Origin of the sequence: uncultured Nostoc sp. (assembly GCF_964245575.1) — a bacterium.
Lineage (GTDB): Bacteria > Cyanobacteriota > Cyanobacteriia > Cyanobacteriales > Nostocaceae > Nostoc.
Window position 1 is genome coordinate 1 of record NZ_CAXTNP010000120.1, and the last position, 22,993, is coordinate 22,993.

Below are 22,993 nucleotides of genomic sequence, written 5' to 3' on the forward strand. Positions count from 1 at the left end.
CCCTTGTAATGATTATCATTTTTATTAGCTGTATATTTTATTTCCTGGAAGTCCCCAACCTGAATTAAACAAGCAAGGAGGAGGCAAGCGATCGCACCCCGACTATCGCCAAACCACCATCTATATAAATAAGCAGATTGAGAAGCGAATGAAGGCTGCATTCCTAGAGGATGGGGTAGAGGACTTTTCCCAGTGGATTGAAGAACGGATCGAGGAATGGCTCAAAGGGCGTAAGCAAGACTAAAAGCTAATGTAGAAGTGCAAGGGTAGCGAGTACTCAGGTATCCACAATAATTATTACAGGTGCTTGCGGGTGCGTAGCTTGCCGCCTTCTCTACGAGACGCTCCGCGAACGGCATCGCTTCTTCTAGCTTGGCGCTTGCCAAATTCTTAGAGGAAATGTGAGATGTGCTTGGGGCGATCGCACTGGTAGTTTGTAGGGTGGCTTGTGGCTTGTCGTTAGACATCGCATTTGACAGCAGATGGTAAAAATGCCTAAATCAAGCCCAAAGTAAGAAATTTCTTGGTGGATTTTCTTACTTTGGTAGCCATAGTCAAGTGATATCAAGGCTTTTAAGAGCCAGTACTGTTTCCCCTTGTTGCTTGATCGCGGTTTAACTGTAGTTGTTATTTATTTATGATTTATTTATGATTATTAGAATTTGAGTGATTAATCGTTGCATTATTAGAAATAGCACTATCAAATAACTCACACGAAGTACTATTAGTACTTTTTAACTCATCTTTATCCTCTTGATTGTTTAAAACCTGTATATTAGCTGCTCGTGGACTAAGGGATCTAGCTTCATTATATTCATTTATCAACTTAGTAAGCTCATCACTTTTTTTCATCAAAAATAAGCATATAAGCTTGAATTCATCAGTATTAGCTGACTTATTTTGTAAGCCTCCTTTATGTAAAATTTGTAAGTCTAAGTCCCGTTTAAATTGGGAGAGCTTACTATTAAACTTAGCAGAAGTATCATAATTTTCTGCGGGGCGAACAGTATTATTTATAACACCTAATAATATGGTTATAATACCAAATATAAATATTATTTTCCCCAATAATATTTCAGCTTTCTTCTTAGCTAAAGTCTCATCTAGTTCTGTCTTTTGAGTATCTTTAGATGGAGTAGAAGTTTTTTGTAAAAATAAAGCAAGTTGTTCTCTTGAACTTGTGAGACTACCAAGTATTACCAGAGAGATTGGTACGGAATATTGCAGAATAAAAAAATTGATTAAAAGAATACCTGAAAAAAAAATTTGAAATTGACATTCTTTTTTAATTTCATAATATGACTGAATAAGATTAGGCTCTTTTTTTTTAAATAAGTGAAATAATTTCATTTTGCACCTCATTTACAGTAGGATAAATTACTAGTTTTATTTCATAACCTGTTCATGAAATTCCTTACTTGGCATTGAGCCGAAATGACCGCTAAAAAGGAAATAGAGCCTAGCAAAGCCCGTCCTATAAAGCTTTCAGCTTTTTATCCGCTTCAGTTTTACCCATTTACCCAATTGTGGGAAAGCTAAATTTAGTACACACTTACTAATAAATCCAATTTGAAATCTTTCAAATACCAAGATTTGGGTGAAAGTTGGTAACAAGGGCAGAGTAACATTGATTTTTTAGGGGTTCTGAACAAAAGTTACTACACGGAATTTTTTGACTATTTCCCGAAAATATTTTAGTTATTTAGGTCTTAGCAACCATCAAAAATCGTCAAATCAGTAATTTTTTAGTTCAGTATCAACCATCTATTAGCTTGATTCTGTTCATAACAACGTAAAAATGACCCGTATACTTTGATTCCGTATGTAATTCAAAAGTCCAGTATTTTTATCAACTATTTTTTGACTAATGTAGAACTTACGCATAGTTTTATTAAATCCTTGTCCGCGTAGGCGTTCGCGTAGCGTCTCGTAGAGAAGCCCGCCGAAGGCATCGCCCGCCTAAAATTCCTCCCCCAGCGCCGCGCTCTCTTGACCCAAGCCCAGCTATAGCCTGAGTCTGCATCCCAGTCAAATCCCAATATGGTTTTGTGTTATGCGATCGCACTGAGAGACTTCGTAATGGGGTGCGACGGCGCAAAGCGATCGCCTCAAAGCTTTTGGTATTGATGTTCTCACCTTCCAGTCTCATTCTCTTTAATCCACATTAGGCGTTAATTCATAATTTATAGTAAAAAATTGGTTCTAGATTCTGGAATTGGAGTTTAATCCTGCGTATTTATCTTATGAGGAAAATCAATTCTATAACTTACCTCTATGAAACCTCTCATCCCAGAAGTAATTCGAGCTATAACCCCTATGTTTATAGCAACTATTGGAGCAGTCATTGCTGTTGCTGTTATAGTCTCGCCAAACTCAAAAAATAATCCAGCCCAGTTATCATCTGGGTTTGGACTTGCAGGAACAGCGATCGCTGTTCCTGCTGGCCTTGCTCAAAGTAGCAAAAGTGAGTCTGACTTTTCAGTGAGCAAGGAGGGCGACAAATTGAACGTTAGCTCTCCAAGCTCTGAGCCAGCAGATGGATAATAAGTTGGTCTAATAAAAGTCTGAGGCACAATTCTATTTATTTTTTGAGCTATTAATTCTTAGACCTCTTCTTGTAATAAATGGCTCAAAAAATGGATTGCATCTCGGTAGTAGGCCCAGATATAGCATAGTTTACACTAGGGGCAAACTAAACCGATTAGTTTAATTTCTGCTAGCGTTATTTAGTCAAGCTCATCCGTAAGCTCTTGTTGTATATAGATTTCACTCTTTTCAGGAAAAGTAACACTGTAGTGCAAATCTTGGGTATGGATAGCGACAAAAGCAGAAGTATTTATTAACTTTATTTACAATTTTTTTGCTGAAAAACTGGAGGATCTTCTGAATGTCAACACTTGAGAAGGGTAAAAAACTCATTAAGTATATGCGTAGTAAGGACTACCGTGTATTAGCCATTAACATTGTCTATTTAGAGGACGTGAACGCTGATACATGGGAACCCTTGCAAGGTAAACTGGACTTTTGGGACGATGCCCGGATTTTAGTACGTGATAACGGTGAGGTTCTTTTAAGCTGTGAGGCAACAACTGAACCGGGGCGTTATTATACGAAGAACACACGTATCTCTGAAGGAGTGTTTAGAATTGCTTTCGGTCAATACAAAGATGCTTGGCAAGTAGGCGACCATAAAGGACAACTTGCTTTAGTCCAATGCGGAATTATCAAAGGCTACCGCGATGGCAACAAGAACGGCATCAGAGACAAAAACGACTACATTGATGCAGGTTCAGATTTTGGTATAAACCAACATACTACCTCTGAGTTTGATGGCTCATCCCCTGATAGTATTGGTCGTTGGAGTGCTGGTTGTTTAGTGGGTCGTTATTCCTCAACCCACTATGACAAGTTTATGCCTGTTGTTCAAAACATGGGACGGCGAACCTTGGACACTACAATCATCGCTGGTGATGAGTTCGCTGACTTTTGCAAGAACAATTAAATTTAAAGACCCTGATTTGTAAAAAATCAGGGTCTTATTTTTTATACCTTTGTTCTTATAGACCTTATTGCTTGGTAACGAACTGCAAACATAAACAGCCAAAACTGCAATCAAGACAATTTCAAAACCACAATAAGGTATTGAGTCGAGATCCGATACCGTTGGCGAATTCCCCAAACAGCTAAACTGAACAGGTTAGTTCAGTGATGAAACGATTGAGAGCCTTTCCTAGTAAACGTAAGGGCTAATACGTGTGTACAAGCAGTCAAAGGAAGCTGGTAGCAATTATGTTTAGGAAACCGTAATTACCGCAGAATTGAATTTATTAAGTTGTCTGCCAAAACTTTACAATACAACCCGTAATTTCACCAGACTGTACGCCGGATTGTATGCCCGACAATAGTTAAAAAACTGGCATACAACAAGCGGATTATGGCAGACACTCAACCAGATACCCTTTCAAGTGATACCGAACCGACTCAAAAAGAAGAAAATTTTTCTAAAATTTCCATATTAGATTTGCAAAAAAAATATGGGATTCAGCGTGACTCCTTCTACGCTCGGACACGATACCTGCGGATTACAACTTGGAAGGAGGGCGGAAAAGCTTATCTAGATGCCGGACAGACTGCTCACATGGACGCGCTACACGAACATATACAGCAAACTGGTAGAATGCAAGGCTATACAGTACCCGAACCATCCGGGCCAATTGAAGACGAGCAGCCAGCACCTACAACTACTTTGACTGTCGCCGAGACTCAGCAAGTTACCCCGACCTACGCACCCAAGCAGAAGCGATCGCAGTCTTCAGGGCAAGTCGATGATGTTGACGCAATCGTACAATCTGCACAGGGGAAAGCAGCTGGTACGTTGATTGCAGAGAATATACTCGCTCGTCACTTCATTGAAAATCCAAACCTATTACCAGATGAGCTAAAAACCAAAATCAAGGAATCGGGGGAAATGCCAAGCATCGACCCTTTCGCTTACGCAGACTCATTGATCAGCGCCGCAATGGGTTCTATCAGCGCAGCTTAAAGTTTTTGGGAATGCTGGTAACTGGTGCAATTGTTGCTGTTAATGGGTTGAATCCTTTGTTATTACTGACATTGAGTATAGGGGGAGTTATAGCGATCGCCCCTAAACTGACCTTCAAAGTTTCCTCTAAGAACGAGACTCAAGAACCAGCACCAGTAATAGAACAGATACCCGCGCCTGGAGAGTTCCGAATTTATCGACAAGCAGAGCTAAACAGAACTACAGCCTCACTCCTAGCGAATGGGGCTATTCTCATAGCTGGGGAAGACGGGAGTGGTAAATCCACCTTAGCGATCGCAGTTGTTGAAAAACTACAAGCCGATGGCTTCATGGTCGCATTCATCGAACCAGCCACCCCTAAACAGATGTTGCTGGAAATCGCTCACCAGTTCGACATACCAACCGAAGACCTAGAGGGTAAGTCACTCACGGCTGACAAACTAAAAAGGGCGATCGCCCAATTCTTAGAGGAAAACACAGCCTTCCTCGTCCTCGATGACGCTCACTGTTGCGATGCAAAATTTAGAATGTGGCTTAAGCAGTTAAGACGCAGCGATGCGCCTATGCTGTTACTCGCCACTGACCCACCACGCACCGACATTTTTATCAACATTCCCAGAATCGAACTCAAACCCCTGCCAGAGTACGCGATTCGGGAAATCATGATTCAAGCGGCTGCGGAGAGAGCGATCGCACTCAAACCCTCGGAATTATCTAAATTACAGGAAAGAGCAGGTGGCAACCCGATGTTAGCGGCGAGAGCCGTAGACGAGGAATATTTGGGGTTAGATGTCGAGTCAGGCGACCATCGCCGCTACTTTGACATCACCCCTTTAATACTCCTGGCGGGAATTGCCTTTGTGATTATGAGGTTTATCGGGCTGGGGACTGGCGATCAAGCCTTGTACATTTTTGGAGGTATCGCGGCGGCTGTGTTCCTTGGTCTTTCTCGCCTTCTATATAATCTGCCACCAGAAGATAGGAGGATACGCTAGTGCTGGGAATATCTCATCTATTAATCAGTGGCACCGCTACCAGTTTACTCCTTGGAACTGCCAACCCTGCTGTTATTGCAGCAGGTGCGATCGCAGGTCTTCTCCCAGACATTGACATTTCGACCTCACCCGCCGGACGTGTCCTCCCGTGGATAAGTAGATTTTTTGAGAGCAGGATGCCACATCGCAGCTGCACACACAGTTTAGTTGCTAGTGGTGCGATCGCAGTCATGGGGTACGGTGTAGCATTATTTAATCCTTCTTTTTTGAATCTCGCTCATGCTCTAAGCGTGGGCTACTTTTTTGGGTGGTTCGCAGATATTTTTACCCGTGGCGGTGTGGAAATGTTCTGGCCTTCACCTGTTCGCTGTGTCTGCCCAGGCAATCGTAACTTGAGATTGAGAACTGGGAGTAATGCTGAGTATTTCATCCTTATATTGCTGATTGCGATCGCTCTCGGCACTTTTAGCATCAACAACTCAGGTGGAATTTTAACCCAGTTCAACCGATTAATCGCGTCCCCTTCAGGGGTGCAACATATTTTCAACGAGTCGGGGTCAACTCACTTAATCAAAGCCAACATCAAAGGAGTACGCACGGGCGATCGCTCTAAGGTAAATGGGCAATATCTAATTATCCAGGTGCAGGGAACTGGCTTTTTAGTCCAAAGTGACGACGGGCGGATTTATAAAGCTTCAACCGAACCTGATTCCCAAATATTCTTAGAGGAAATCACGGCGGATGTGGGACGACCAGCCATTACTAATATTGAGGCGCTGACCCTGGAGGATGAACCGATAGGAAGCGCGATCGCACAGTTTAACCGCACTGGGGCGATGGTATTCATCTCCGGTCAGTTAATGGTGGATGGGCTGGAAACCGCAGGTTTACCAAGCGACCCGTATCAGTTTCCCACCATTAAGGCGACTGATAGCAGCATCACTTTAGAAGCTGCACCCCTTGCAATTGTCCAGAATAAGCTGGGTGAAGAATTCGCCACAGGTCAACTTCAAGTCAGGGTGATTAATAGCGGCAGTCAATAGTCCCCACTCCCCTTTTTCCCCATACCTTATGTCCAATGTCCAATGTCCAATGTCTAACTTCTAACCTAATCTCTATTCCCTATCCCCTAATACCCAATGCCTCCTAAACCACTGCCAGCAGCCACTTTAAAGCCTAATCAATCTAAAAAGACTTCTGTTACTGATACATCTGGCATTTTGCTAGGTGACAAAGTTTACTGGAATCCCGCCAAACTTCGGAATGGACACGCCGCTATTTTAGGGACTTCTGGGAGCGGTAAGACACAGACATTAAAAGCGATCGCTCATGAACTCCCATCATTATTTCCTGATATCAAAATAGTTGTCGCAGATTTTCATGGTGACTTAGAGCTACCTAACGAAGTTTGCTATTCACTTGATGCTGAGTCTCCATACGGGTTAAACCCTTTGGTAATTGACTTAGATCCAAAAGGTGGTGGCCCAGATTTACAAGCGATCGCTGTCTCATCTATCCTGAGAAAGTCCCTAAAAATGGGTGAAAATCAGCAAGGCTTAACCTTAAATGCCTTTATAAGTTGCTATGAAAGTAGAGGTATTTTTCAAAAAGACCAGTCAACTTGGACGAATGTTCCTCCTAATTTTGCTGATTTAGAAGCTGAACTTCAAAGTCGTTTAGAAGATGGCTGCAAGGACTCAGAAAAGTTATTGCTAAAACTGGCAGCTACTCTTAAATATGGAATTTTCAGTAAAACTCAACCATCAATCAACTTTCCCCTTGTGCGATTTGACTTATCGGCATTATCTAAAGTACCGGGCTTAAGTGCGATCGCCGCAGAAACTCTATTAAAACAGCTTCTTGATAGTCATAAACTCATGGGAGAAATTGATGGGAGAGTCCCTCGCTGTTATGTAATTTTGGATGAAGTGAAAGAGGTAAAATCTTCCAACACTCTTGAGAGAATCACCAGCGAAGCCCGGAAATTTGGTTTGGGGGTAATTGTTGCTAGTCAAATGGATGCAGATATTTCTAATACTGTTCTAGCCAATTCATCAACGAAAGTGGTGCTAGCCGTTGACCAGGTAGAAGCTGCTAAGGTTGCTCGAAGATTCAGATTTGCACTTGGGTTAGTTACCAATCTTCAACCATTAGAGGCATTGATTAGAATGGATAACGACGGATTTCATACTAAAATAAAGCCATATTATGAACGTATTTAAATATTAGTTATATACTAAGATATAGCAAACTTTTCTAGTTAATTTAAGGTATAATTTCAATAATATGTTTCGGCGGTGCTGGTAACACCCCGAAACGTGGTCAACCTAATACAAGTAGGTCAACATGAATATTATAGACTTTAATGCAGAAAAGCTTTATCTTGGCTCTTTGTGCAAAAGAGAGCATGAATGGAATAAAACTGGAAAAACTCTCAGAAGGAAGAACACCAAGGGCTGTCTAGAGTGCGAAAAAGAAATTTATAAACAGCGTATTTTAGAAGATCCAGATTGGAATAAGAAAAAATATCAGAGGAATAGAGAAACTTCAATAAGATGTAATCGTCAGTTCCATAAAAACAATCCTGAATATAGAAAACAATATAATCAGAAGTACCAAGAATTAAATCGTGACCGAATAAAACAACAGAAAAAACAAAAATACGAGGAGAATAGAGAACAAATTTTAGCAGTTAACAGAATAAGACTTCGGAAATATTATGCAGAAAACCGTGAAAAAATAAGAGCTAAAAAACGAAGTGAATATCAACAAAAATTAAGTTATTTTCGTAAAGTGTGTAGTTTTTACTCTAGAAAAAGAAGGTCAAGAAAAGAAAATAATCATCATGCTGCTTATAATCTTGAGCAAATTCAGTATTTATATAAACAGTTTGATGACAAGTGCGCTTACTGTGGTTTAAAAGAACAGCTAACACTTGATCACTTCATTGCAATATCCAAAGGAGGCCCAGATTGTTTAGGAAACTTTCTTCCAGCCTGTCCTCGGTGTAATTCTTCAAAGCACAATGCCGATCCAATGGAATGGTATAAAGAACAACCATTTTATTCTGTCAAGCGTTGGAACAAGATTCTTAAAGTTCTCGGTAAAAAGGAATCTAATTACAATCAGATTCCACTGTTTTAGTTAAGTAAAACTGGAAGGCGTATATTTATGCCTTCCAAGCGTTAAAATATTGGCTGAAAATGGGAACTATAGGAGATGGGAGAAAGATGGATTGATTAGTGCCATGAAAGAATTTAATATCAATAACTTAATTACTTATATTTCCATTGGGCTAGCTGGACTAATTTTTACAACTAAATATTATCCCCAGAATCAAACAGCCGTTGCAGAAAGTCAAGGCAAGGCAATTATTAAAAATACTCCTGAGCCTGATACGGAGGATGGGGTAGACGATTCTGCTATTTCAATCCTCCAACAAAACCGTCCTCTAAGAATGAGTATCAGTGTTGATAATCCCTCATTTTTAAAGGTCAGAGTTGGGCAAGAAATTAAAAAAGGGGATGTAATATCTGATAACTCTACAGAACGCGATCGCTTAGATAAACAGAAAAAATCTATCAAGTTGCAAATTGACAATCTAAAATCTAAGGCTATTCCCGAACCCTTCAAACCTACCCAAGCACTAGGGCTGAAGCCATTACCACCAGCTATTTTCTCAGAGGAAAGTGCAGCGATCGCACAAGGCAAAATGAAGTTATCCCAGGCTGAGGCAGTCTTAGAGGCGCGTACACAGCTGTTAAAAACAGACAACCCAGAGCGACGGGCAGAGTCAGAGAATGCCGAGGCAGGCTTGCAAATTGCCAATTCAAAAGTGCAAGAACAGGAGCAGATGATCCAGTCAATGCGTGATATGAAGCTCTCAACCGAAATCTTGCAACATGAAGAGGCTAAATTAAACCAGATGCGATCTGAAATGGATCAGGCAAACTCCGCACTCGACCAAGCAAAAGCCAAACTCAATGCTTCTGCTATTCTCCAACAACAGGAATTACAGCAGCTTCAGATAAATGTACGCCTAGCGCAGTCTGATTTGGAGGTAGCTGAGTCCCGCTTGACTGCGGCTCAAAATCGTCGCCAACTGACAGAATATGATGCAAATCTTAATGAGGCGCGTAGACAGCAGCAAGAGAACCAAACTCAACAGGAATATGCAAGACAACAGCAAGAATATGCCCAGTCTGTTAGAGACAGAGATTATCAGTTAGCACAATTAGCAATTTCGTTGACCAACATTGAAGATAAACTAGCACTTATCCCGATGTTGCGATCGCCCCGCAATGGTTACATTAGGCGCATAAAACCTTGGGTGGGACGCAACGGGAAGTATGAGACAACTATTACTATTAGCGCTGCTGCTGTTTCCTCTCTTGATGGGGGAAGCGATGCCTTCGGCGGGCTTCGCCAACGCCCAGTCTCCACCAGTCCCGATTCCAGTTCCCACACCCGCTAAACAGAGGCATACCCCGACAACCCCGCCACAACCTACGACCGGAGAAAGTTCCGAGACACCGGACGAGACAATTCAGGACGACCAGCCACAGGATAATCTATCGCCAGAGGAGGCACAGCAGGCGGATCAAGAATCTGATTCAAAACTACCTAAACCTGAACAGAATCCTTTTAACAAGCCCAGCATCGATGTCATTTTGCAGCGAGAAATGAATGATGATATGTGGCGGCTGCTGCGCGGCGGACTTCCCTGTTTAGAAACATCGGCAGTTTGTTTACAGCAGTTACAGGATAGAGCGATCGCACAATCTCCACTCCTCAAAGAAATTGATACCCGCATCGCTGAGGCTAACTCTCGCATTGATGAGGCGAAAGTAAGGAATAAAAAATCTATTCAACTGTCTATATTAACTCCAGGATTACAGTATTTACTTGGCCCCACACCAACAGCAGGGCAACCACAAGCGCCAGGAACAGGGTTAATTGATAATATCGCCGGGATATTTAGTGGTCGAACTAACCTAATTAATGGGTTGTTAAATGTAATTGGAATCCCACTATTCCAGGGAAGCCAAGGCGGAAATGCTGACGCGCAGCGCAACGCGATCGCTATCAGCGATATTCAGGTAAAGGTGGCTGAACTTCAGCGCAGCCGCGCACAACTGGCTGATACAATTCGGGATAAAGTAGCTCAATCGTTAATCGCTTTCGATGAAGCGAGAACCGATTTTCAAACTGCTCAGGTTGTGGCGAGTCGAGCAGTTGACCAGTTTAAAGTATTCGAGTTACGTTATGTCAGAGGTAATAGCGATACTGAAAGTTATTTGACAAGACAAAATAGCCTAGATAATACAAAGGCTACAACTTATCGAGCTTGGGCAAAGATGAGGCGATCGCTATTTACGATTAAGCTGTTAGTTTTGTCTATCAAAGACGCTGAAATTTGAATACTGACCTCTTCGAGGTTCGCCAGTCACTCATGGGGGAAACCCCCAAGACCGTGCTGGCTCACCACCTGCTATTACTTCCAGTTTTCCACTCTTCCAAGCTTGATAAATTGGGGTTTTATTTAAACTAGAGGTATCAGCGCGGTAAACATCAAAATGAGTGCGCCAATCATGGAACCTTCCATTTCGCCAAACTTTGGGCAGTTCTTGCCCCTGGTGCTGCACCTTTAACTTTTTCTTAGAGGAAAAGTATTCAACGGTATGGTCGCTTACCTTCAATCGAGAACTGACCAAAATTGATCGCTTAAATTCCTCCCAAGTACCGTAACTTTCCTTTTCTCCAACTTCTAAGGCAAAGCCGCTAATCCCTCCACCTACAGCAATTGCTGTTATTATTTGGTCATTAGGATAGCGATTTAGATTACTGTTAATTGCACCAAATTGTAGGTTAATTGGTGCTACGCTCAACCAAGTCTTTTCAAGTCTAATAAACAGGTTTCCTCTAAGAATCTCGGTATGAGCAGTCTTAGGCAGAAAAAACTGGAACGGGCCAGGCTTATCATTCAGCCAAATTGCTAGGTTTTGGTACTGTGCCACAGCATCATTACCAGACGAGGAAGTTGATATTTTAGTCGGGTCTTTTCCTGACGACGCAATGAAATAATCAACCCCCCGCCGCGAGTTAAAAGCCATTAGTTTAAATCCGTTCCAGTCCCCGCCGGAACCTTGTGCCAGTGTCCCCAGTTGGAAACTGTTACCAAAGTACAGAGTTTCGTAAAACTGGGGCTGGTCTTGTCCCCCAGGCTTCCAATTCTCATAAGTCGGTTTTGAGTTGAGTAATTCTAGCGGTTTGGTAAACTGCTTTTTGGCAAGTGTCACAGCTGCGGCGGGTGGCCTGTAGCTGCTGGTGATGAGGTGGACTAAATCAGGATTTTGGTTAACATCCCTAATGGGTGAATCTCCAAAATACAACCCTAGCGCCTGGGCTGCACCCGAACACCAGACACAGTTACCATCGCTATAATCACGTTTGGATGGCCCACCGAATCCACCGCGCCAGTACTTCAATGCCCCGGTGATGGTGAACCAATCTAAGGCCGATTTTGCGATCGCCTTCACTTCCTCGTCTTTGGCAAAGTCATACAGATTAACGTAAGTGGTCAGCGCGTGACCGAGATAAGCTTCACTATCCCATTCGCCCTGCCCAATTTGGTAGAGCGATCGCACCTTAACCGCTATCCTTTCCTTGTATATTTGCCGTGTACGCTCGTTTCCAGCCTCCTCAGCCATTAAGTAGGCGCTAATTTCCCGCATTGCCCGGAGGTTGTCTGTGTTCCTGCAATCAATCCAGGTATTACAGTTATCCTGTGATTTTTCCCAAAACTTTCGCGGTGTGGGGAAGTGGTGAGTTAAGGGATCATCTTTTGTAAAAATCCTCATTGCCTCCTTCATCTTGGTTTTATAGTCAGGGGTAAGGAACTGACCAAAACCAAAGTATTTTCTGATTTGACCCTTTAGAGTAAAGCCTGAGTAGAAATCAAATCCTAATATGTGACTATTCTTAGAGGAATCAGCATCTTCACTTTCGAGGAATGCGATCGCACTCTCCCTGTTTCCTCTAAGAAAATCAATCATTGCCCTTGGATAAGACTGCTTTTCATACTCATACGCCGTACTTCCATATTTTCCAGACTCAAACTTACTTAAATATTGCTGTTTTCGCTCTTGAAACCCAGCTTCTAACTCTGGCGACCATTGAGCCATGATTGGTAACTGATGACTGATGACGAGTAAAACTGCTGTGATTAACCTTTTCATAGTCAAAGAAGCTTAATGACCACCAAAATATGTGTGTGTATTGGGCGCATTCGTACCATGTAAAAGTGAAAATTAGATATGCGATCGCAACCGCCCCAATGTCTCTATAAGACGATTTCAACACATACCACAGGCAAAAATTTATCAACCCCAAATACACAGCTAACCCTATGATTCCCACTGATAAGGCAGTATCTATAAAAAGATTGTGGGCTTTTGTTGCCGTTATCGGTTCAGTTTTGATTGTGCCATCTGGAAGGTGAGGATAGGCAATTTCAAATCCATCAAACCCCCATCCAAAGGGACGCATTTTAATTCTGGTAGTTGATATTTTCCAAAGATAATCTCTATTTGATGTCAAGTTGGAAATTATGGAGTCATTATTAACATTTCTAGTTTGAGAGAATGTAGTGATTATTAAAATACAAGCGATCGCACCAACAAAAATTAATTTATAATGCTTTCTTCCTAGGAGATAACCAGCCCCCACAACAAAGGCTAATAACCCCGCTCTAGTCTGTGTAAACAGGAGAGCCGGAATAATTACAGCACAAGTCACAGCCGCAAACCTTTTATTAATCCACGAACTGCGCCACCCTACCAGGGCTATTATTCCTACTGCTGCTAGGGTAAATGATGCAAAACCTCTGTGAGAGTACAAGCCTATAGGCTGCTGTTCTCGATAAATACTACTTTTAAGAATATGACTTTTAAACAATTGTCCTGATGTAACAGTGTAATCAATATGCCAGTTGAGTATTTGAGGAAAAATGCTCAAGCCAAGAATTACACCACCAATTATCAAGCCTTTTAGTTGCTGTTTAGCTATCTCTGGCTTTAATTTCAATACCAGAGCATTGCTCAGGGTAAATAGGGCAATTAATCCCCAGTACAACAGCCCATCTTTTGCGATGGATTGTCCGAGGAGCGATCGCATTGGTTCAGGGCTATTAATTGTTGCGATCGCTCCTACTAAAAGAAATAGTCCCCATAAAAAACCTGCTATTTTCCAAAGTTTAGATAACTTTAATTTGTGCTGAGAAATTATAAATAAATTTAATATGCAAATTAATTCAATAATTAAGATTTTTGGCTGAGTCCATATTGAGCCTCTATCTAAACCAAAGGGATTAATCAAAATAATACTTAAAGTAAAAAGTATTGTGACTAATTTATTCATAAAAAAAATGAGGCTGAAATTCAACCTCACTGTTTTAACTTAATTATTTATGAATTATGATCCACCAGTACCAGCAGCAGCTGTAGCACCTATCCAAGATGCAGGCACGTAGCCAACACCAGAACTACATTTAGGGGCATCCATAGCATCAGGCAAAGCAGCCACTGAGTAAGTCGTTGAGCCTATCTTAAAAGCGGTTGGTAATGGTGCAGAATCACTGCCTTTGAAAGAGCCGAAGCCACAAGCATTTATCTTCACAGTTTTAACTGTGGCTTTGGGAATGTCCAGCGTAGCGCTTGAGCCTGCCGTATTGCCGACTAGTACGATTTTGCCATCAGGAGTTTTAAAGTTTGTAGATCGAGCCTCTGCAAAACTTCCACTGGTGCAAGTCGGGAGCAATTGAGTTGGCAATGAAGCTAAAGTAACTGTTGTTGAATTAATTTTTAAAGTTGGTGATGTACCAACTGTAGAACCTGAAAGCACAATTTCACCACAGCTACCAGCTAGTTTTGAAGAAACTTTTGACACGTAACCTATATCAGCACTAATGCTAGAGGAAGGCATACCGTGAAAGTAAATCACAGCCGATGACCCAGATCCAACACGGTAAACCTCAGCATTGCCATATTTAAGCGCCGCAGCCGGAGCCATATTAGAAGCGATCGCACCCACACCTAAAGCTAAAGCTAAAATACCTTTAATTTTCATAAGTTCGCCACACCATTGACATTCAAGTATGCTGCATCCATCTTAGAGAAACAATTATTACTTTGGTAAGTGTTGAATCTAAGTATGAAAATTTCCCAGCTTCATGTAACCAAAATTTATATTGCAATTTCACTCAGTACATTTGCCTTATCCGGCTGTGCTAAATCTTTCTCTCAATCAGTTCTCAATGAATCACCGTTGATGTCGCAACAGTGGCAAGTGGTGAGGGTAAGTGATGGTGATACGATCGCTGTCCGCCAAGGTCAACGTGAAATGAAGATTAGATTTTGTGGAATTGACAGCCCCGAAATTAAACACGGTAAACAACCAGGGCAACCATTAGGACTTGAATCAAAAGCTAATTTACAGCGTTTAGTTAACGAGGTTGGGGGTAAGGTATCAGTAGTTAGTGTTGAGAGCGATCGCTATGGCAGAACTGTAGCTGAGGTTTTTTCCTCTAAGAACGGAGTTGAGAAAAACTTCAATGAGGAGCAGCTATCAAGCGGATTCGCGATCATCTATCCTCAATATGTGAAAAAATGCCCTAATGGTAACGTTTTTATAAAAGCAGAGGCGATCGCACAGTCTAAAAAGCTGGGTGTTTGGTCAGGGAATTTTCAGAAGCCTTGGGATTATCGCAGGCAGCAGCGCAGCAGGTAACTTAATGCAGTGTACACTGTAAACAAATTAAGAGTTTAATGGATAACTGGTGGAAGCCGTGGCCTAATTTTGTGATGAGCCTAAAGTTAACGCGGCCCAGCCGGTCGAGAGTTACGTAAAAGCTCAAAGCCATGTAAAAAAGCTTAAGTTTTTTGGGCAAGCTAAGTAGATGAGTGATAAATCCTACTTAGCAGCTCCGTACAGAAATTCTTTATCTGCCACAGCAAAAGCCATGCTCAACCATCAGTTATTGGGCAAGGACGAAACACACTTAGATTATGGCTGCCGTCGTGGCGGGGATGTTGAGCGATTATTAAATGCTGGTTACAAGTCAAATGGCTACGATCCTTATTATTTTTCCAGTGCTGCAACACCCGCCGATGTTGTAACAATGAGTTATGTACTCAACGTAATTGAGAACCCAGAGGAACGGCGGGAAGCTTTACTAAACGCTTGGAGCTTGACCAAAAAGCGATTGATTATTTCATCTAATGTCAGAGGTTCCGGCATTGACCCAGGCAAACTAACCAGCTTGGGAACCTTCACCAAATTTTACAATCACATTGAATTGAAGGCTTATATTGAAAGCACTTTAGGAATTGAAGCAGTTAAGTTAGATAAAGATAAATTTGTCGTTCAACACGATGGATTGCAATTTAAACCACTGCCTTATGAAAAAATCTTAGAGGAAAGTCAAGCGATCGCTCTTTCTGGTTGGATTCCATCAATGGAAGTTATCATCAAAGGCTACTGCAACGACTTCAAACCACGGGCAGGCTTTGATGAAGTAGACAGTGGCGAATTTCCTGGCAGAATTAGATATTATCGATTACTTGCTAAAGAGCGATCGCTTCCTGGCAAAACTGGACTGGTACGCTGTTTGCATATTCGCGGCGGCATTGGCTCGGAGCAAATGGAATGGGCGATCGCAGCAATCAAACGTAGAAACCGCATTGCAGAGATGAAATTTCATTGCATTGAACAAAATTTCTTGAGCGAATTCTTAGGCTTAAAGAAATTCGATTTTCTAGATACTGATAACGTCAAAATTTACCGCTAAAACTCAATATTATTGCTACACACATCTACTCATTTGGCCAACTCCCACCCGTCGGTTCCTCGCGGTGGGGATTTTATATAGCAAGGGTTTGAGGTTTCAATTAAATTATGATCCTATAAATTATACAAGTGCGATGTCTACGATGAGCTGCGCCTACGTAAAACGAATATTGTTCCAGTCATTCCATTATGTTTCGGCACGGTGAGCTTTGGGTGGCCAAGTTTTTGCACTTCGCTGAGAGTCCTTGCCGCTCCCCGCACCTCCACTCCACTCCGGTCGCTTTGCAAAATAACCTCAGTTTTTAAAAATCACAAAAGTATTATCTTATACTATGCTTTCAACAATTTTCGACCGCTACACCTGCTTTGGTTTTTCAGGTTCCCGCAAGTGGCTTGAGTCTCCCGCGCCGTTGTCTGTGGCCGCTGCTGCTGTTCCCCCTGGCTCCCGCGTTCTTGTCGGTTGTGCGGCCGGTGTCGATGCGTTTTTCCGGTCAGCTTTCCCCACGGCCGAGGTTTTCAGTGTTGCTAGTGGCCAGTGGGGGCGTGGCCGTGGTGCATTTGCGGCGCGGTCTGTGGCGTGTGTCCGTGCCGTGGGTGCTGGCGGCGGTCTGTGGGTTTCGTTCCCTACTTCCCCGTGTCCAGTTGGCCTACTTCCCTCTAGTTCTCAGTCGCGCTGCTTTTCCGGCTCTGGCTCTGGCTCCTGGGCTTCGCTTGCTTTTGCCCTTGGTTCTGGCCTACCTTGCGCTGTGTTTTTAGGGTCGTTGCCTGTTCCGTCGGCGTGGGGTCTGTCTCCAGTTCCAGGTTTAACTGGGTGGTTTGGTTGTTGTCAGGTTGCTTCCCCTGCCCAGTCGCCAGTTCAGTTGTCACTGTTTTAGTTCCAGTTTGGGCGGCCACCTCCCGCCCTAGCTTCTCTACAATCGCTTCTCTACAAAAATCCCGATAGCGATCGCCTGCGATATTTTTTATTTCTTGCAAAAACGAAGGCGTTACCCGAATTGTTAAAGCCTCCGTTTTTGTCTCTTCATTCCCATAATCAAATTTATATTTTGTCCCAAATTCCGGGTTCCCTCCCGGTCGGCCCCTACCAGTCCCAGTCATATTTTTACCAAGAAACTGCATTTTTATTCTAGTGTGTACACACGCTATATTATTAAAGATTCTATGAAGACTATTTTATTATAGTGCGTACACGCACTATAATAAGTTATAATGTAGGTGTACCCGACCAAGGACACCAACTCATGACACCTGATAAAACTTTTCCTGCTTCAATCTTTATCCCCGAACTCAACGACTATGTAGAAATCGTTGGCGGCAAGATTGAATTAATTGATGGCAAGCAATATTTAAGAATTGTTTGTGCAAATTCCAAAGGTAATGAGGTTTTACTAAATCCTTCAGACCTGGAAATCTACTTTAAACGGTTTGTTGTTCCTTTCTAAATATCTGCGATCGCTGACCACAAGCGATCGCTCCCCCTTCATCCTCTAATTATTTAAGGAAAACACACATGAAACTTAAGAAAGGCGACAAAGTAAAACACTTCAATCAATTCACCAAAGAAGTTAGCAGAAACGAAGGCATATTTGAAGAATACCTAGATTCAAAATGGTGTAGAGTTTGCTGGAGTTACGGCAGCTTCAATATAAATTTAATTGAAGAAGTTTTCTTGAGTTATTAACGCTCTCCTGCGATGGTCTACGACCGACCGTAGGTCATCGCACCCCAAGCGATCGCTCCCTTCTCTTCATTTCCTCTAAGAATCTCCACCACAACCACCCCCCAAATGCTCCAAGAACTCTGCACCTGCTCAAATACCTACGCTAAATACTCACACCTCATCAATCCTTATCCTGAAAATTCAGAGAGTGAGCAAGCTTTAATCAATCTGCATCAATTAATTCTCACACCAGTTATCAATAAATTTGGTGCTGAAAACTTTAAGCTCACCTACGGTTTTTGCAGCAAAGATTTATTGAAGTTTTTGAACCGTGAAAAAGCGAAAAGTACGGTCTTGGGGGTCTCCCCCAAGAGTAACTTTTCAAGACCGCGTATTTGCGTAAAAGTTGACCAGCACACAGCGCACGAGCGGAACGGTAAGGGTAACTATTACTGCAAACATCTGGGCGCTGCTTGTGATTTTAAAATAATGGGAGTTGACAGTACAAAGGTTATTGGGTTTTTAAGAACTCTTAATTTTGATTCTATCTATTACTACGGTAAAGATAGACCAATTCATGTAAGTTATTCGCCTTCACCACGGCGTAAAGTTTGGGAATTTACCGCACAGAATACACCCAAGCCATACAGCAATTATTACTGGGTTTAATTAATAAGCGATCGCACCCGACAGCGATCGCTTTTTCTATAGTCAAATGACGAATGACTAATGACGAATGACTAATGACCAATTCTTAAGCGGCCAAAAATGCCACTAGGCGATGACCCAGGCCAGCCCACAGAACCGCCGCGTTGTCGCAGCAGTTTTTTCTTAGCTGTGTCTGGGTCGTCGGGCTGGCGAATGGGAGAGTGGCATTTTTGGCCGTCCTTCTACTTAGCATCTCGTTCCAGTTTCTCAGCGATCGCCTGTCTGATCCAACTGGCTTTTTCTTTCCCAGCAACCGCGATAAGCCGCTCATACATAGATTTAGTCATTCGCAGGGTAGTTACAGGGCTATCTATTGGTTCATCTCCAGCAGAGACAAACAAGCCACCTTCACCCTGCTGAATTTCGTAAGGTTTATCTCGCTTCATATCCCTAAAAATATTTCCCAAAAATATTGTAACTCGCCATGTAAACATGATAAAACCTATGTTACCATGTTTACATGGACTTTAAAAGGTATCCGACCAATGCCGACAACAAAATTCTCTGCTATTGCTCACACCCGCGCTAATTATAATTACTCTCCTTTTCATCAATCTTTACTGAATGAAAATAACAGTGAAGATTACGCACTACGACACATTTACAGTTTAGAAAATACTAAATCTTTACTTCAAAAATGGGGCTGGACACCAGAGCAAATTAAAACTGGGATTGATTACGCCACCATTGATGTTTACAAAAATCAAGTCTACTTGCACATCGTTAATAAAATCAGCAAGCGTGGGCAACTGATTAAAATTCGTGGCATATCTCGCTTCATTAGCAAGGCTGACTATGTAGGGATATTAATAGAGCGCTGCTGGGCAAAGGCTGACCCCTACAAACTTGAACCAGGTAGCGAGTGGGATGAATTAATAGCTCGTGGTAACACAGGTGATTTTTATGAACTCAAGCTGTATCAGCATGAAGTTACCTGTACTTGTCATGCATATTCGGGGATAGAAAAGGCTTTTGACCAGGACAGTGTTGCAACTAAGCACTTGATGCTCAACGCCAAAACTCAGGGACAGATACCCGATAAACACATCTTTGCAGTGTGGAAATATATCGGGGCGGAAACTCAACGCCAATACGAATACTGCTGGTTAAATCGAAGGGATGCAGCCATGTCTGAAAGGCGTACATGGGGATTTGACCCTGAACCCGAACCAGAGTTTGCAGACTGTTAAGTAACTGGCCGCCAGCCCACAGCCATTAAGTGAGGGTTTAAGCCCAGAGTAAACAGTATCCGACCAAGGTTCCTATTACACCACCGGGCAACTTTATATTAGCACCGCTCTTACACAAGGCGATCGCTAACATCACCATCACATCAATTTATCCTCTAAGAATTTACCATGACACCAGAACAAACTAACCTTTGGCTTGAAATTCAACACCGCCAGATGCTTGCATTAGAGCAAATAGCTGAGGCAATAAATAGGCTGACTCCCAATACTGCGCCCAATTATCAACGAAATATTGAGGAGTTTAAGCGCTTTGATTGGTCTAGTATTGATGCAAATGTCGAGCGTAGCGATCAGTATGGAGCGGCGATAGTAACTTGGAAAGGATATCAGTTTATTAGGCGATCGCCATCTAATAAATTTGGTGCAGCTGTCTGGTTTAGTCGCTGTACTGGTAAAGATGATGCAGGTGAGAATGTGTACGAGCGACTGATTACCTTTAAACCTGTTTCTGATAAAGAAGTCGAGCCATTACCTGAAAAAGTTAACCGTTATTTGTAGTGCATTGGCAGGCGATCGCTAGCCAAAAATAAACCCTGGCCGCAATGACCAGGGTTTAACCTTGCCAAACTAGAAAAGCGACAGCTGCACCGGGGCAACTTGGGCCGAGCGTGAGACTGACCACCACCCGCCGCCACAACTAACCCATGCAAAACTGGCCCAAACTGGAGGAACCACACCGGGAGCAAGCCACACCACCACCCGCCGACCCAACCCCGCAGCCAATGCCGCCGACCCCCACGACCCAGACCCGCAGCCACGAAACGAACGACTAGGGCGCACCCCAGAAGGACACGCACCTGACGGTGACACCACTAAAAGACCACGCGCACCGGGGGCAACTGACCGCACACACGCCGCAGACCGCAAGGCCAACGCGCCTACCGCACCTGCACGCGCAAACTTGGGGGCAGAGGCGCGAAACACCAGCAGGGAAGGGGAACCGGCGAAAAACTCGCGTATAAGTGAATCGACACCCGCAGCGCAACCCACCGACACACGACACCCGGCGCTGGGGACAAAGGGGAGCAGGGGAGCAAGGGCGGCCACCGCAGCAGGTGACGGGGAACGCGACCCTGAAAAACCGACTGAGGAAACACCTGAGAGTAAAGAAAAAGTAAGCATAAGTTAAAACCTAATAATAACTATTGTACCATGTATACATGGATTTTTATGATATAATAGTATTAACAAAGGTTGAATATTTGAGGTTTTATTATGTTAATTAAAAAAGGTTTTGTGAATAAAGTTAAGGTGTGGAATTGGGTTAAAAGTTATGAAAGTTTATTAGTTAATGAAAGATGGAATAATAAAGAGGTTATTTGTGGAAGGAAGAGTTTATGGTTTGGTATTGGAGTTGACTTAGGGTTTAAAAGTAGAGTTTTTGAGGGGTTTAAAATTGATAGAGGTTTAAAGAAAAAATGTAGTGAGTTGTGGGGTGGAGAGGATTGGAATATGAAATAGGATCTGAGTTAAAAAATCATGTTGATAGAGATATATTTGATAATAAAGTTGTAGTTGTGAATATAAGCGAGGATAGTTTATTTGGTGGGGAGGTTGAATTTTATTATGATGGAAATATTGAGTTATTGAGTAACGGTGAGGTGATTGAATTTGATTGTAAGAAATATCATGGAGTGAAGAAAGTTAAATCTGATAGATGGAGTTTGAGTATTAGAAAAGTTTTAGTTTAAATAAAATCGAGGCCAGATTAATAGAATTTGGCCTCTTAATTTGTGTTGAAATAATTTAAATATTTGTAGTGAAAAATTGTATTTGTTTGTTCTCCGGGATTTTTCCAGCCAAAAACGCAACTAGGCTTGTAACCAGGCCAGCATGAGTAACCGCCGCGTTTTCGCAGCAGCTTCTTTCTTTGCTGTGTCTGGTTGCAAGGGCTGGCTTAGGGAAAGTTGCGTTTTTGGCTGGTTCCTGCGTACCTGCGTAGGCGTAGCCCGTTGTAAACATCGCTATTCTGGCTTAACTAACTCATAAAGAAGCGATGCCTACGGCGGTAAACTACGCACGTTTGCACCTTATGAAGTAAATCCCAGAGACTACCTTCACTCACCCTCCTTCAAAAGCTTTTTACCTTTGGCGATATAAGGGGCTATCTCTTTACGGATAACGTCACTCATGGTAGTACCATTAGCCAAACACCAAGTATCAAAAGCTTTTTTGTCTTCAGTGTCTATAACAAATTGTATGTAATCTTTTTGGCGGTCTAACTTTTTTCTGGGCATGACTTCAATATTTGTTTACCCCAATTTATATCATGATAAATATCATGATATAATATAAAGATGAGGGACAACAAATACACACCCTCACAAGGAGGTAAATTGACCCAATCAGGTAACGGAAAAGGGGAGTACAACCCGGAAGTTGAGTACGAACGGGTTGTTGACGACAGCGACGTGTTCTACAAGGTAAACCCGGAAACGGGCGATCGAGAAGACGTAGTAACAGCGAAAGACGTTATGGATGAAATCGACAAGGCATTGTCTGAACAAGACGAGGAGCCTGAAGATCCCGCCTAGCGCCTAATTAGCAGCCTCTAGCCCCACTAGGGGCTGCTTCTTTTCTAAAATAACACAGCGACCTGAAGCTCTCTTTACTTTTTTAGGCTTACTACTTCACGGGCCGGGTGCGGCGAAAGTAATTAACGGAGGAATAGAATGAATATTTGCATTCCCAGTTATCTTAGAATTTTTTATCACGAATGTGGACGCATACAGCACATACTAGGAAGTTCATTTTACAATCCATCTGGTGAACCGCCTGATCTGGAATTTGCTACCCGTAAATACGAAATTTCGCGTGAATATCTGGCGACCGAGCTGTTTCGTGCTAGCGACGGGAGGTCAGGATATTGTATCGGTGATCTAAAGCAAAAGCAGTTTTATTACTGTGGTATTGATGTTGAGTCAGTACGCGAATGTTTGCGATCGCTCGGTATTGGGCGTGAAGATCCAATGGAAAGCCAATGATTAAATCC

Annotated in this window: 28 protein-coding genes; 18 read left to right on the forward strand and 10 right to left on the reverse strand. The window is 42.6% G+C overall.

Annotation, left to right across the window (positions count from 1 at the left end):
• Positions 1 to 221: 221 nt before the first annotated feature.
• The 3 genes from ACFFAP_RS19445 to ACFFAP_RS19455 form a co-directional block, all read right to left on the reverse strand.
• Positions 222 to 467: a hypothetical protein gene (locus tag ACFFAP_RS19445; RefSeq protein ID WP_375512738.1), complete on the reverse strand. Its 246-nt coding sequence runs from the start codon at positions 465 to 467 to the stop codon at positions 222 to 224.
• A gap of 175 nt (positions 468 to 642) precedes the next feature.
• A complete protein-coding gene (locus ACFFAP_RS19450; protein ID WP_375512739.1) occupies positions 643 to 1,350 on the reverse strand; it encodes a hypothetical protein in 708 nt (235 codons plus the stop codon).
• 541 nt (positions 1,351 to 1,891) lie between these two features.
• A complete protein-coding gene (locus tag ACFFAP_RS19455) occupies positions 1,892 to 2,149 on the reverse strand; it encodes a hypothetical protein (protein WP_375512740.1) in 258 nt (85 codons plus the stop codon).
• Positions 2,150 to 2,274: 125 nt separating this feature from the next.
• Between ACFFAP_RS19455 and ACFFAP_RS19460 the strand changes: the two genes are divergently transcribed.
• From ACFFAP_RS19460 to ACFFAP_RS19500, 9 genes are all read left to right on the forward strand, one after another.
• The gene (locus tag ACFFAP_RS19460) at positions 2,275 to 2,544 is read left to right on the forward strand and encodes a hypothetical protein (protein WP_375512741.1); all 270 of its coding nucleotides are present in this window, start codon (positions 2,275 to 2,277) and stop codon (positions 2,542 to 2,544) included.
• A gap of 343 nt (positions 2,545 to 2,887) precedes the next feature.
• Positions 2,888 to 3,502, forward strand: a complete 615-nt coding sequence (locus tag ACFFAP_RS19465) for a hypothetical protein (protein ID WP_375512742.1) — start codon at positions 2,888 to 2,890, stop codon at positions 3,500 to 3,502.
• A 432-nt stretch (positions 3,503 to 3,934) separates the two neighbouring features.
• Positions 3,935 to 4,543 carry a hypothetical protein gene (locus tag ACFFAP_RS19470; protein WP_375512743.1) on the forward strand — a complete coding sequence of 203 codons (609 nt, stop codon included), beginning with the start codon at positions 3,935 to 3,937 and terminating at the stop codon, positions 4,541 to 4,543.
• 11 nt (positions 4,544 to 4,554) lie between these two features.
• Complete coding sequence (locus ACFFAP_RS19475; protein WP_375512744.1) at positions 4,555 to 5,538, forward strand: AAA family ATPase; 984 nt, start codon at positions 4,555 to 4,557, stop codon at positions 5,536 to 5,538.
• The gene (locus ACFFAP_RS19480; protein ID WP_375512745.1) at positions 5,538 to 6,581 is read left to right on the forward strand and encodes a metal-dependent hydrolase; all 1,044 of its coding nucleotides are present in this window, start codon (positions 5,538 to 5,540) and stop codon (positions 6,579 to 6,581) included. Before ACFFAP_RS19475 ends, ACFFAP_RS19480 begins: the two co-directional genes overlap by 1 nt.
• 96 nt (positions 6,582 to 6,677) lie before the next feature.
• Positions 6,678 to 7,760 (forward strand): ATP-binding protein, encoded by a 1,083-nt coding sequence (locus ACFFAP_RS19485; protein ID WP_375512746.1) that lies wholly within the window; start codon positions 6,678 to 6,680, stop codon positions 7,758 to 7,760.
• 124 nt (positions 7,761 to 7,884) lie between these two features.
• Positions 7,885 to 8,682, forward strand: a complete 798-nt coding sequence (locus ACFFAP_RS19490; RefSeq protein ID WP_375512747.1) for an HNH endonuclease — start codon at positions 7,885 to 7,887, stop codon at positions 8,680 to 8,682.
• Positions 8,683 to 8,785: 103 nt separating this feature from the next.
• On the forward strand, positions 8,786 to 10,012 hold the full coding sequence (locus tag ACFFAP_RS19495; protein WP_375512748.1) for a hypothetical protein: 1,227 nt from the start codon (positions 8,786 to 8,788) through the stop codon (positions 10,010 to 10,012).
• Positions 9,945 to 10,958 (forward strand): hypothetical protein, encoded by a 1,014-nt coding sequence (locus ACFFAP_RS19500; RefSeq protein ID WP_375512749.1) that lies wholly within the window; start codon positions 9,945 to 9,947, stop codon positions 10,956 to 10,958. The genes ACFFAP_RS19495 and ACFFAP_RS19500 overlap by 68 nt, the downstream gene beginning before the upstream one ends.
• Before the next feature lie 30 nt (positions 10,959 to 10,988).
• On the opposite strand, the gene ACFFAP_RS19505 is transcribed toward ACFFAP_RS19500, so the two are convergent.
• Genes ACFFAP_RS19505 through ACFFAP_RS19515 form a run of 3 tightly spaced genes read right to left on the reverse strand, consistent with a single transcriptional unit; the run spans position 10,989 to position 14,664 of the window.
• Positions 10,989 to 12,776, reverse strand: a complete 1,788-nt coding sequence (locus ACFFAP_RS19505) for a hypothetical protein (RefSeq protein ID WP_375512750.1) — start codon at positions 12,774 to 12,776, stop codon at positions 10,989 to 10,991.
• Entirely contained in the window at positions 12,658 to 13,956 is a 1,299-nt protein-coding gene (locus ACFFAP_RS19510; protein ID WP_375512751.1) for an O-antigen ligase family protein, read from the reverse strand. Before ACFFAP_RS19510 ends, ACFFAP_RS19505 begins: the two co-directional genes overlap by 119 nt.
• A 54-nt stretch (positions 13,957 to 14,010) precedes the next feature.
• Positions 14,011 to 14,664, reverse strand: coding sequence for a hypothetical protein (locus tag ACFFAP_RS19515; protein WP_375512752.1), 654 nt, complete (start codon positions 14,662 to 14,664; stop codon positions 14,011 to 14,013).
• 84 nt (positions 14,665 to 14,748) lie between these two features.
• Between ACFFAP_RS19515 and ACFFAP_RS19520 the strand changes: the two genes are divergently transcribed.
• On the forward strand, positions 14,749 to 15,324 hold the full coding sequence (locus ACFFAP_RS19520; RefSeq protein ID WP_375512753.1) for a thermonuclease family protein: 576 nt from the start codon (positions 14,749 to 14,751) through the stop codon (positions 15,322 to 15,324).
• A 169-nt stretch (positions 15,325 to 15,493) separates the two neighbouring features.
• Positions 15,494 to 16,384 carry a hypothetical protein gene (locus tag ACFFAP_RS19525; RefSeq protein WP_375512754.1) on the forward strand — a complete coding sequence of 297 codons (891 nt, stop codon included), beginning with the start codon at positions 15,494 to 15,496 and terminating at the stop codon, positions 16,382 to 16,384.
• Between the two features lie 656 nt (positions 16,385 to 17,040).
• Here the strand turns inward: ACFFAP_RS19525 and ACFFAP_RS19530 are convergent.
• On the reverse strand, positions 17,041 to 17,502 hold the full coding sequence (locus ACFFAP_RS19530) for a hypothetical protein (protein ID WP_375512755.1): 462 nt from the start codon (positions 17,500 to 17,502) through the stop codon (positions 17,041 to 17,043).
• A gap of 122 nt (positions 17,503 to 17,624) precedes the next feature.
• On the opposite strand from ACFFAP_RS19530, the gene ACFFAP_RS19535 reads away from it, so the two are divergent.
• Positions 17,625 to 17,825, forward strand: a complete 201-nt coding sequence (locus ACFFAP_RS19535) for a hypothetical protein (RefSeq protein ID WP_375512756.1) — start codon at positions 17,625 to 17,627, stop codon at positions 17,823 to 17,825.
• A gap of 1,108 nt (positions 17,826 to 18,933) precedes the next feature.
• Here ACFFAP_RS19535 and ACFFAP_RS19540 read toward each other — a convergent pair.
• On the reverse strand, positions 18,934 to 19,185 hold the full coding sequence (locus ACFFAP_RS19540; protein ID WP_375512757.1) for a hypothetical protein: 252 nt from the start codon (positions 19,183 to 19,185) through the stop codon (positions 18,934 to 18,936).
• Between the two features lie 51 nt (positions 19,186 to 19,236).
• On the opposite strand from ACFFAP_RS19540, the gene ACFFAP_RS19545 reads away from it, so the two are divergent.
• Both ACFFAP_RS19545 and ACFFAP_RS19550 read left to right on the forward strand, forming a co-directional pair.
• Positions 19,237 to 19,941 (forward strand): hypothetical protein, encoded by a 705-nt coding sequence (locus tag ACFFAP_RS19545; RefSeq protein WP_375512758.1) that lies wholly within the window; start codon positions 19,237 to 19,239, stop codon positions 19,939 to 19,941.
• A 168-nt stretch (positions 19,942 to 20,109) separates the two neighbouring features.
• Entirely contained in the window at positions 20,110 to 20,499 is a 390-nt protein-coding gene (locus ACFFAP_RS19550; protein ID WP_375512759.1) for a single-stranded DNA-binding protein, read from the forward strand.
• Here ACFFAP_RS19550 and ACFFAP_RS19555 read toward each other — a convergent pair.
• Complete coding sequence (locus ACFFAP_RS19555) at positions 20,490 to 20,798, reverse strand: hypothetical protein (RefSeq protein ID WP_375512760.1); 309 nt, start codon at positions 20,796 to 20,798, stop codon at positions 20,490 to 20,492. The genes ACFFAP_RS19550 and ACFFAP_RS19555 overlap by 10 nt on opposite strands.
• 418 nt (positions 20,799 to 21,216) lie before the next feature.
• Here ACFFAP_RS19555 and ACFFAP_RS19560 point away from each other — a divergent pair, with 418 nt between their 5' ends.
• On the forward strand, positions 21,217 to 21,462 hold the full coding sequence (locus tag ACFFAP_RS19560; protein ID WP_375512761.1) for a hypothetical protein: 246 nt from the start codon (positions 21,217 to 21,219) through the stop codon (positions 21,460 to 21,462).
• The gene (locus ACFFAP_RS19565) at positions 21,447 to 21,692 is read left to right on the forward strand and encodes a hypothetical protein (protein ID WP_375512762.1); all 246 of its coding nucleotides are present in this window, start codon (positions 21,447 to 21,449) and stop codon (positions 21,690 to 21,692) included. The genes ACFFAP_RS19560 and ACFFAP_RS19565 overlap by 16 nt, the downstream gene beginning before the upstream one ends.
• Positions 21,693 to 22,058: 366 nt before the next feature.
• On the opposite strand, the gene ACFFAP_RS19570 is transcribed toward ACFFAP_RS19565, so the two are convergent.
• On the reverse strand, positions 22,059 to 22,238 hold the full coding sequence (locus tag ACFFAP_RS19570) for a hypothetical protein (protein WP_229549735.1): 180 nt from the start codon (positions 22,236 to 22,238) through the stop codon (positions 22,059 to 22,061).
• Positions 22,239 to 22,337: 99 nt separating this feature from the next.
• On the opposite strand from ACFFAP_RS19570, the gene ACFFAP_RS19575 reads away from it, so the two are divergent.
• A complete protein-coding gene (locus ACFFAP_RS19575) occupies positions 22,338 to 22,535 on the forward strand; it encodes a hypothetical protein (protein WP_375512763.1) in 198 nt (65 codons plus the stop codon).
• Positions 22,536 to 22,673: 138 nt separating this feature from the next.
• The gene (locus tag ACFFAP_RS19580) at positions 22,674 to 22,985 is read left to right on the forward strand and encodes a hypothetical protein (protein WP_375512764.1); all 312 of its coding nucleotides are present in this window, start codon (positions 22,674 to 22,676) and stop codon (positions 22,983 to 22,985) included.
• The last annotated feature ends 8 nt before the right edge of the window (positions 22,986 to 22,993 follow it).

What these genes read in the sequence shown, in the direction of transcription:
- ACFFAP_RS19470 (WP_375512743.1), top strand. Translation starts at nt 3,935, where the DNA reads ATGGCAGACACTCAACCAGATACCCTTTCAAGTGATACCGAACCGACT.
- ACFFAP_RS19515 (WP_375512752.1), bottom strand. Translation starts at nt 14,664, where the DNA reads ATGAAAATTAAAGGTATTTTAGCTTTAGCTTTAGGTGTGGGTGCGATC.
- ACFFAP_RS19445 (WP_375512738.1), bottom strand. Translation starts at nt 467, where the DNA reads ATGTCTAACGACAAGCCACAAGCCACCCTACAAACTACCAGTGCGATC.
- ACFFAP_RS19490 (WP_375512747.1), top strand. Translation starts at nt 7,885, where the DNA reads ATGAATATTATAGACTTTAATGCAGAAAAGCTTTATCTTGGCTCTTTG.
- ACFFAP_RS19500 (WP_375512749.1), top strand. Translation starts at nt 9,945, where the DNA reads ATGCCTTCGGCGGGCTTCGCCAACGCCCAGTCTCCACCAGTCCCGATT.
- ACFFAP_RS19580 (WP_375512764.1), top strand. Translation starts at nt 22,674, where the DNA reads ATGAATATTTGCATTCCCAGTTATCTTAGAATTTTTTATCACGAATGT.
- ACFFAP_RS19550 (WP_375512759.1), top strand. Translation starts at nt 20,110, where the DNA reads ATGACACCAGAACAAACTAACCTTTGGCTTGAAATTCAACACCGCCAG.
- ACFFAP_RS19525 (WP_375512754.1), top strand. Translation starts at nt 15,494, where the DNA reads ATGAGTGATAAATCCTACTTAGCAGCTCCGTACAGAAATTCTTTATCT.
- ACFFAP_RS19465 (WP_375512742.1), top strand. Translation starts at nt 2,888, where the DNA reads ATGTCAACACTTGAGAAGGGTAAAAAACTCATTAAGTATATGCGTAGT.
- ACFFAP_RS19495 (WP_375512748.1), top strand. Translation starts at nt 8,786, where the DNA reads ATGAAAGAATTTAATATCAATAACTTAATTACTTATATTTCCATTGGG.
- ACFFAP_RS19520 (WP_375512753.1), top strand. Translation starts at nt 14,749, where the DNA reads ATGAAAATTTCCCAGCTTCATGTAACCAAAATTTATATTGCAATTTCA.
- ACFFAP_RS19450 (WP_375512739.1), bottom strand. Translation starts at nt 1,350, where the DNA reads ATGAAATTATTTCACTTATTTAAAAAAAAAGAGCCTAATCTTATTCAG.
- ACFFAP_RS19540 (WP_375512757.1), bottom strand. Translation starts at nt 19,185, where the DNA reads ATGTTTACATGGCGAGTTACAATATTTTTGGGAAATATTTTTAGGGAT.
- ACFFAP_RS19545 (WP_375512758.1), top strand. Translation starts at nt 19,237, where the DNA reads ATGCCGACAACAAAATTCTCTGCTATTGCTCACACCCGCGCTAATTAT.
- ACFFAP_RS19535 (WP_375512756.1), top strand. Translation starts at nt 17,625, where the DNA reads ATGACACCTGATAAAACTTTTCCTGCTTCAATCTTTATCCCCGAACTC.
- ACFFAP_RS19530 (WP_375512755.1), bottom strand. Translation starts at nt 17,502, where the DNA reads ATGCAGTTTCTTGGTAAAAATATGACTGGGACTGGTAGGGGCCGACCG.
- ACFFAP_RS19460 (WP_375512741.1), top strand. Translation starts at nt 2,275, where the DNA reads ATGAAACCTCTCATCCCAGAAGTAATTCGAGCTATAACCCCTATGTTT.
- ACFFAP_RS19485 (WP_375512746.1), top strand. Translation starts at nt 6,678, where the DNA reads ATGCCTCCTAAACCACTGCCAGCAGCCACTTTAAAGCCTAATCAATCT.
- ACFFAP_RS19510 (WP_375512751.1), bottom strand. Translation starts at nt 13,956, where the DNA reads ATGAATAAATTAGTCACAATACTTTTTACTTTAAGTATTATTTTGATT.
- ACFFAP_RS19475 (WP_375512744.1), top strand. Translation starts at nt 4,555, where the DNA reads ATGCTGGTAACTGGTGCAATTGTTGCTGTTAATGGGTTGAATCCTTTG.
- ACFFAP_RS19455 (WP_375512740.1), bottom strand. Translation starts at nt 2,149, where the DNA reads ATGAGACTGGAAGGTGAGAACATCAATACCAAAAGCTTTGAGGCGATC.
- ACFFAP_RS19560 (WP_375512761.1), top strand. Translation starts at nt 21,217, where the DNA reads ATGTTAATTAAAAAAGGTTTTGTGAATAAAGTTAAGGTGTGGAATTGG.
- ACFFAP_RS19570 (WP_229549735.1), bottom strand. Translation starts at nt 22,238, where the DNA reads ATGCCCAGAAAAAAGTTAGACCGCCAAAAAGATTACATACAATTTGTT.
- ACFFAP_RS19505 (WP_375512750.1), bottom strand. Translation starts at nt 12,776, where the DNA reads ATGAAAAGGTTAATCACAGCAGTTTTACTCGTCATCAGTCATCAGTTA.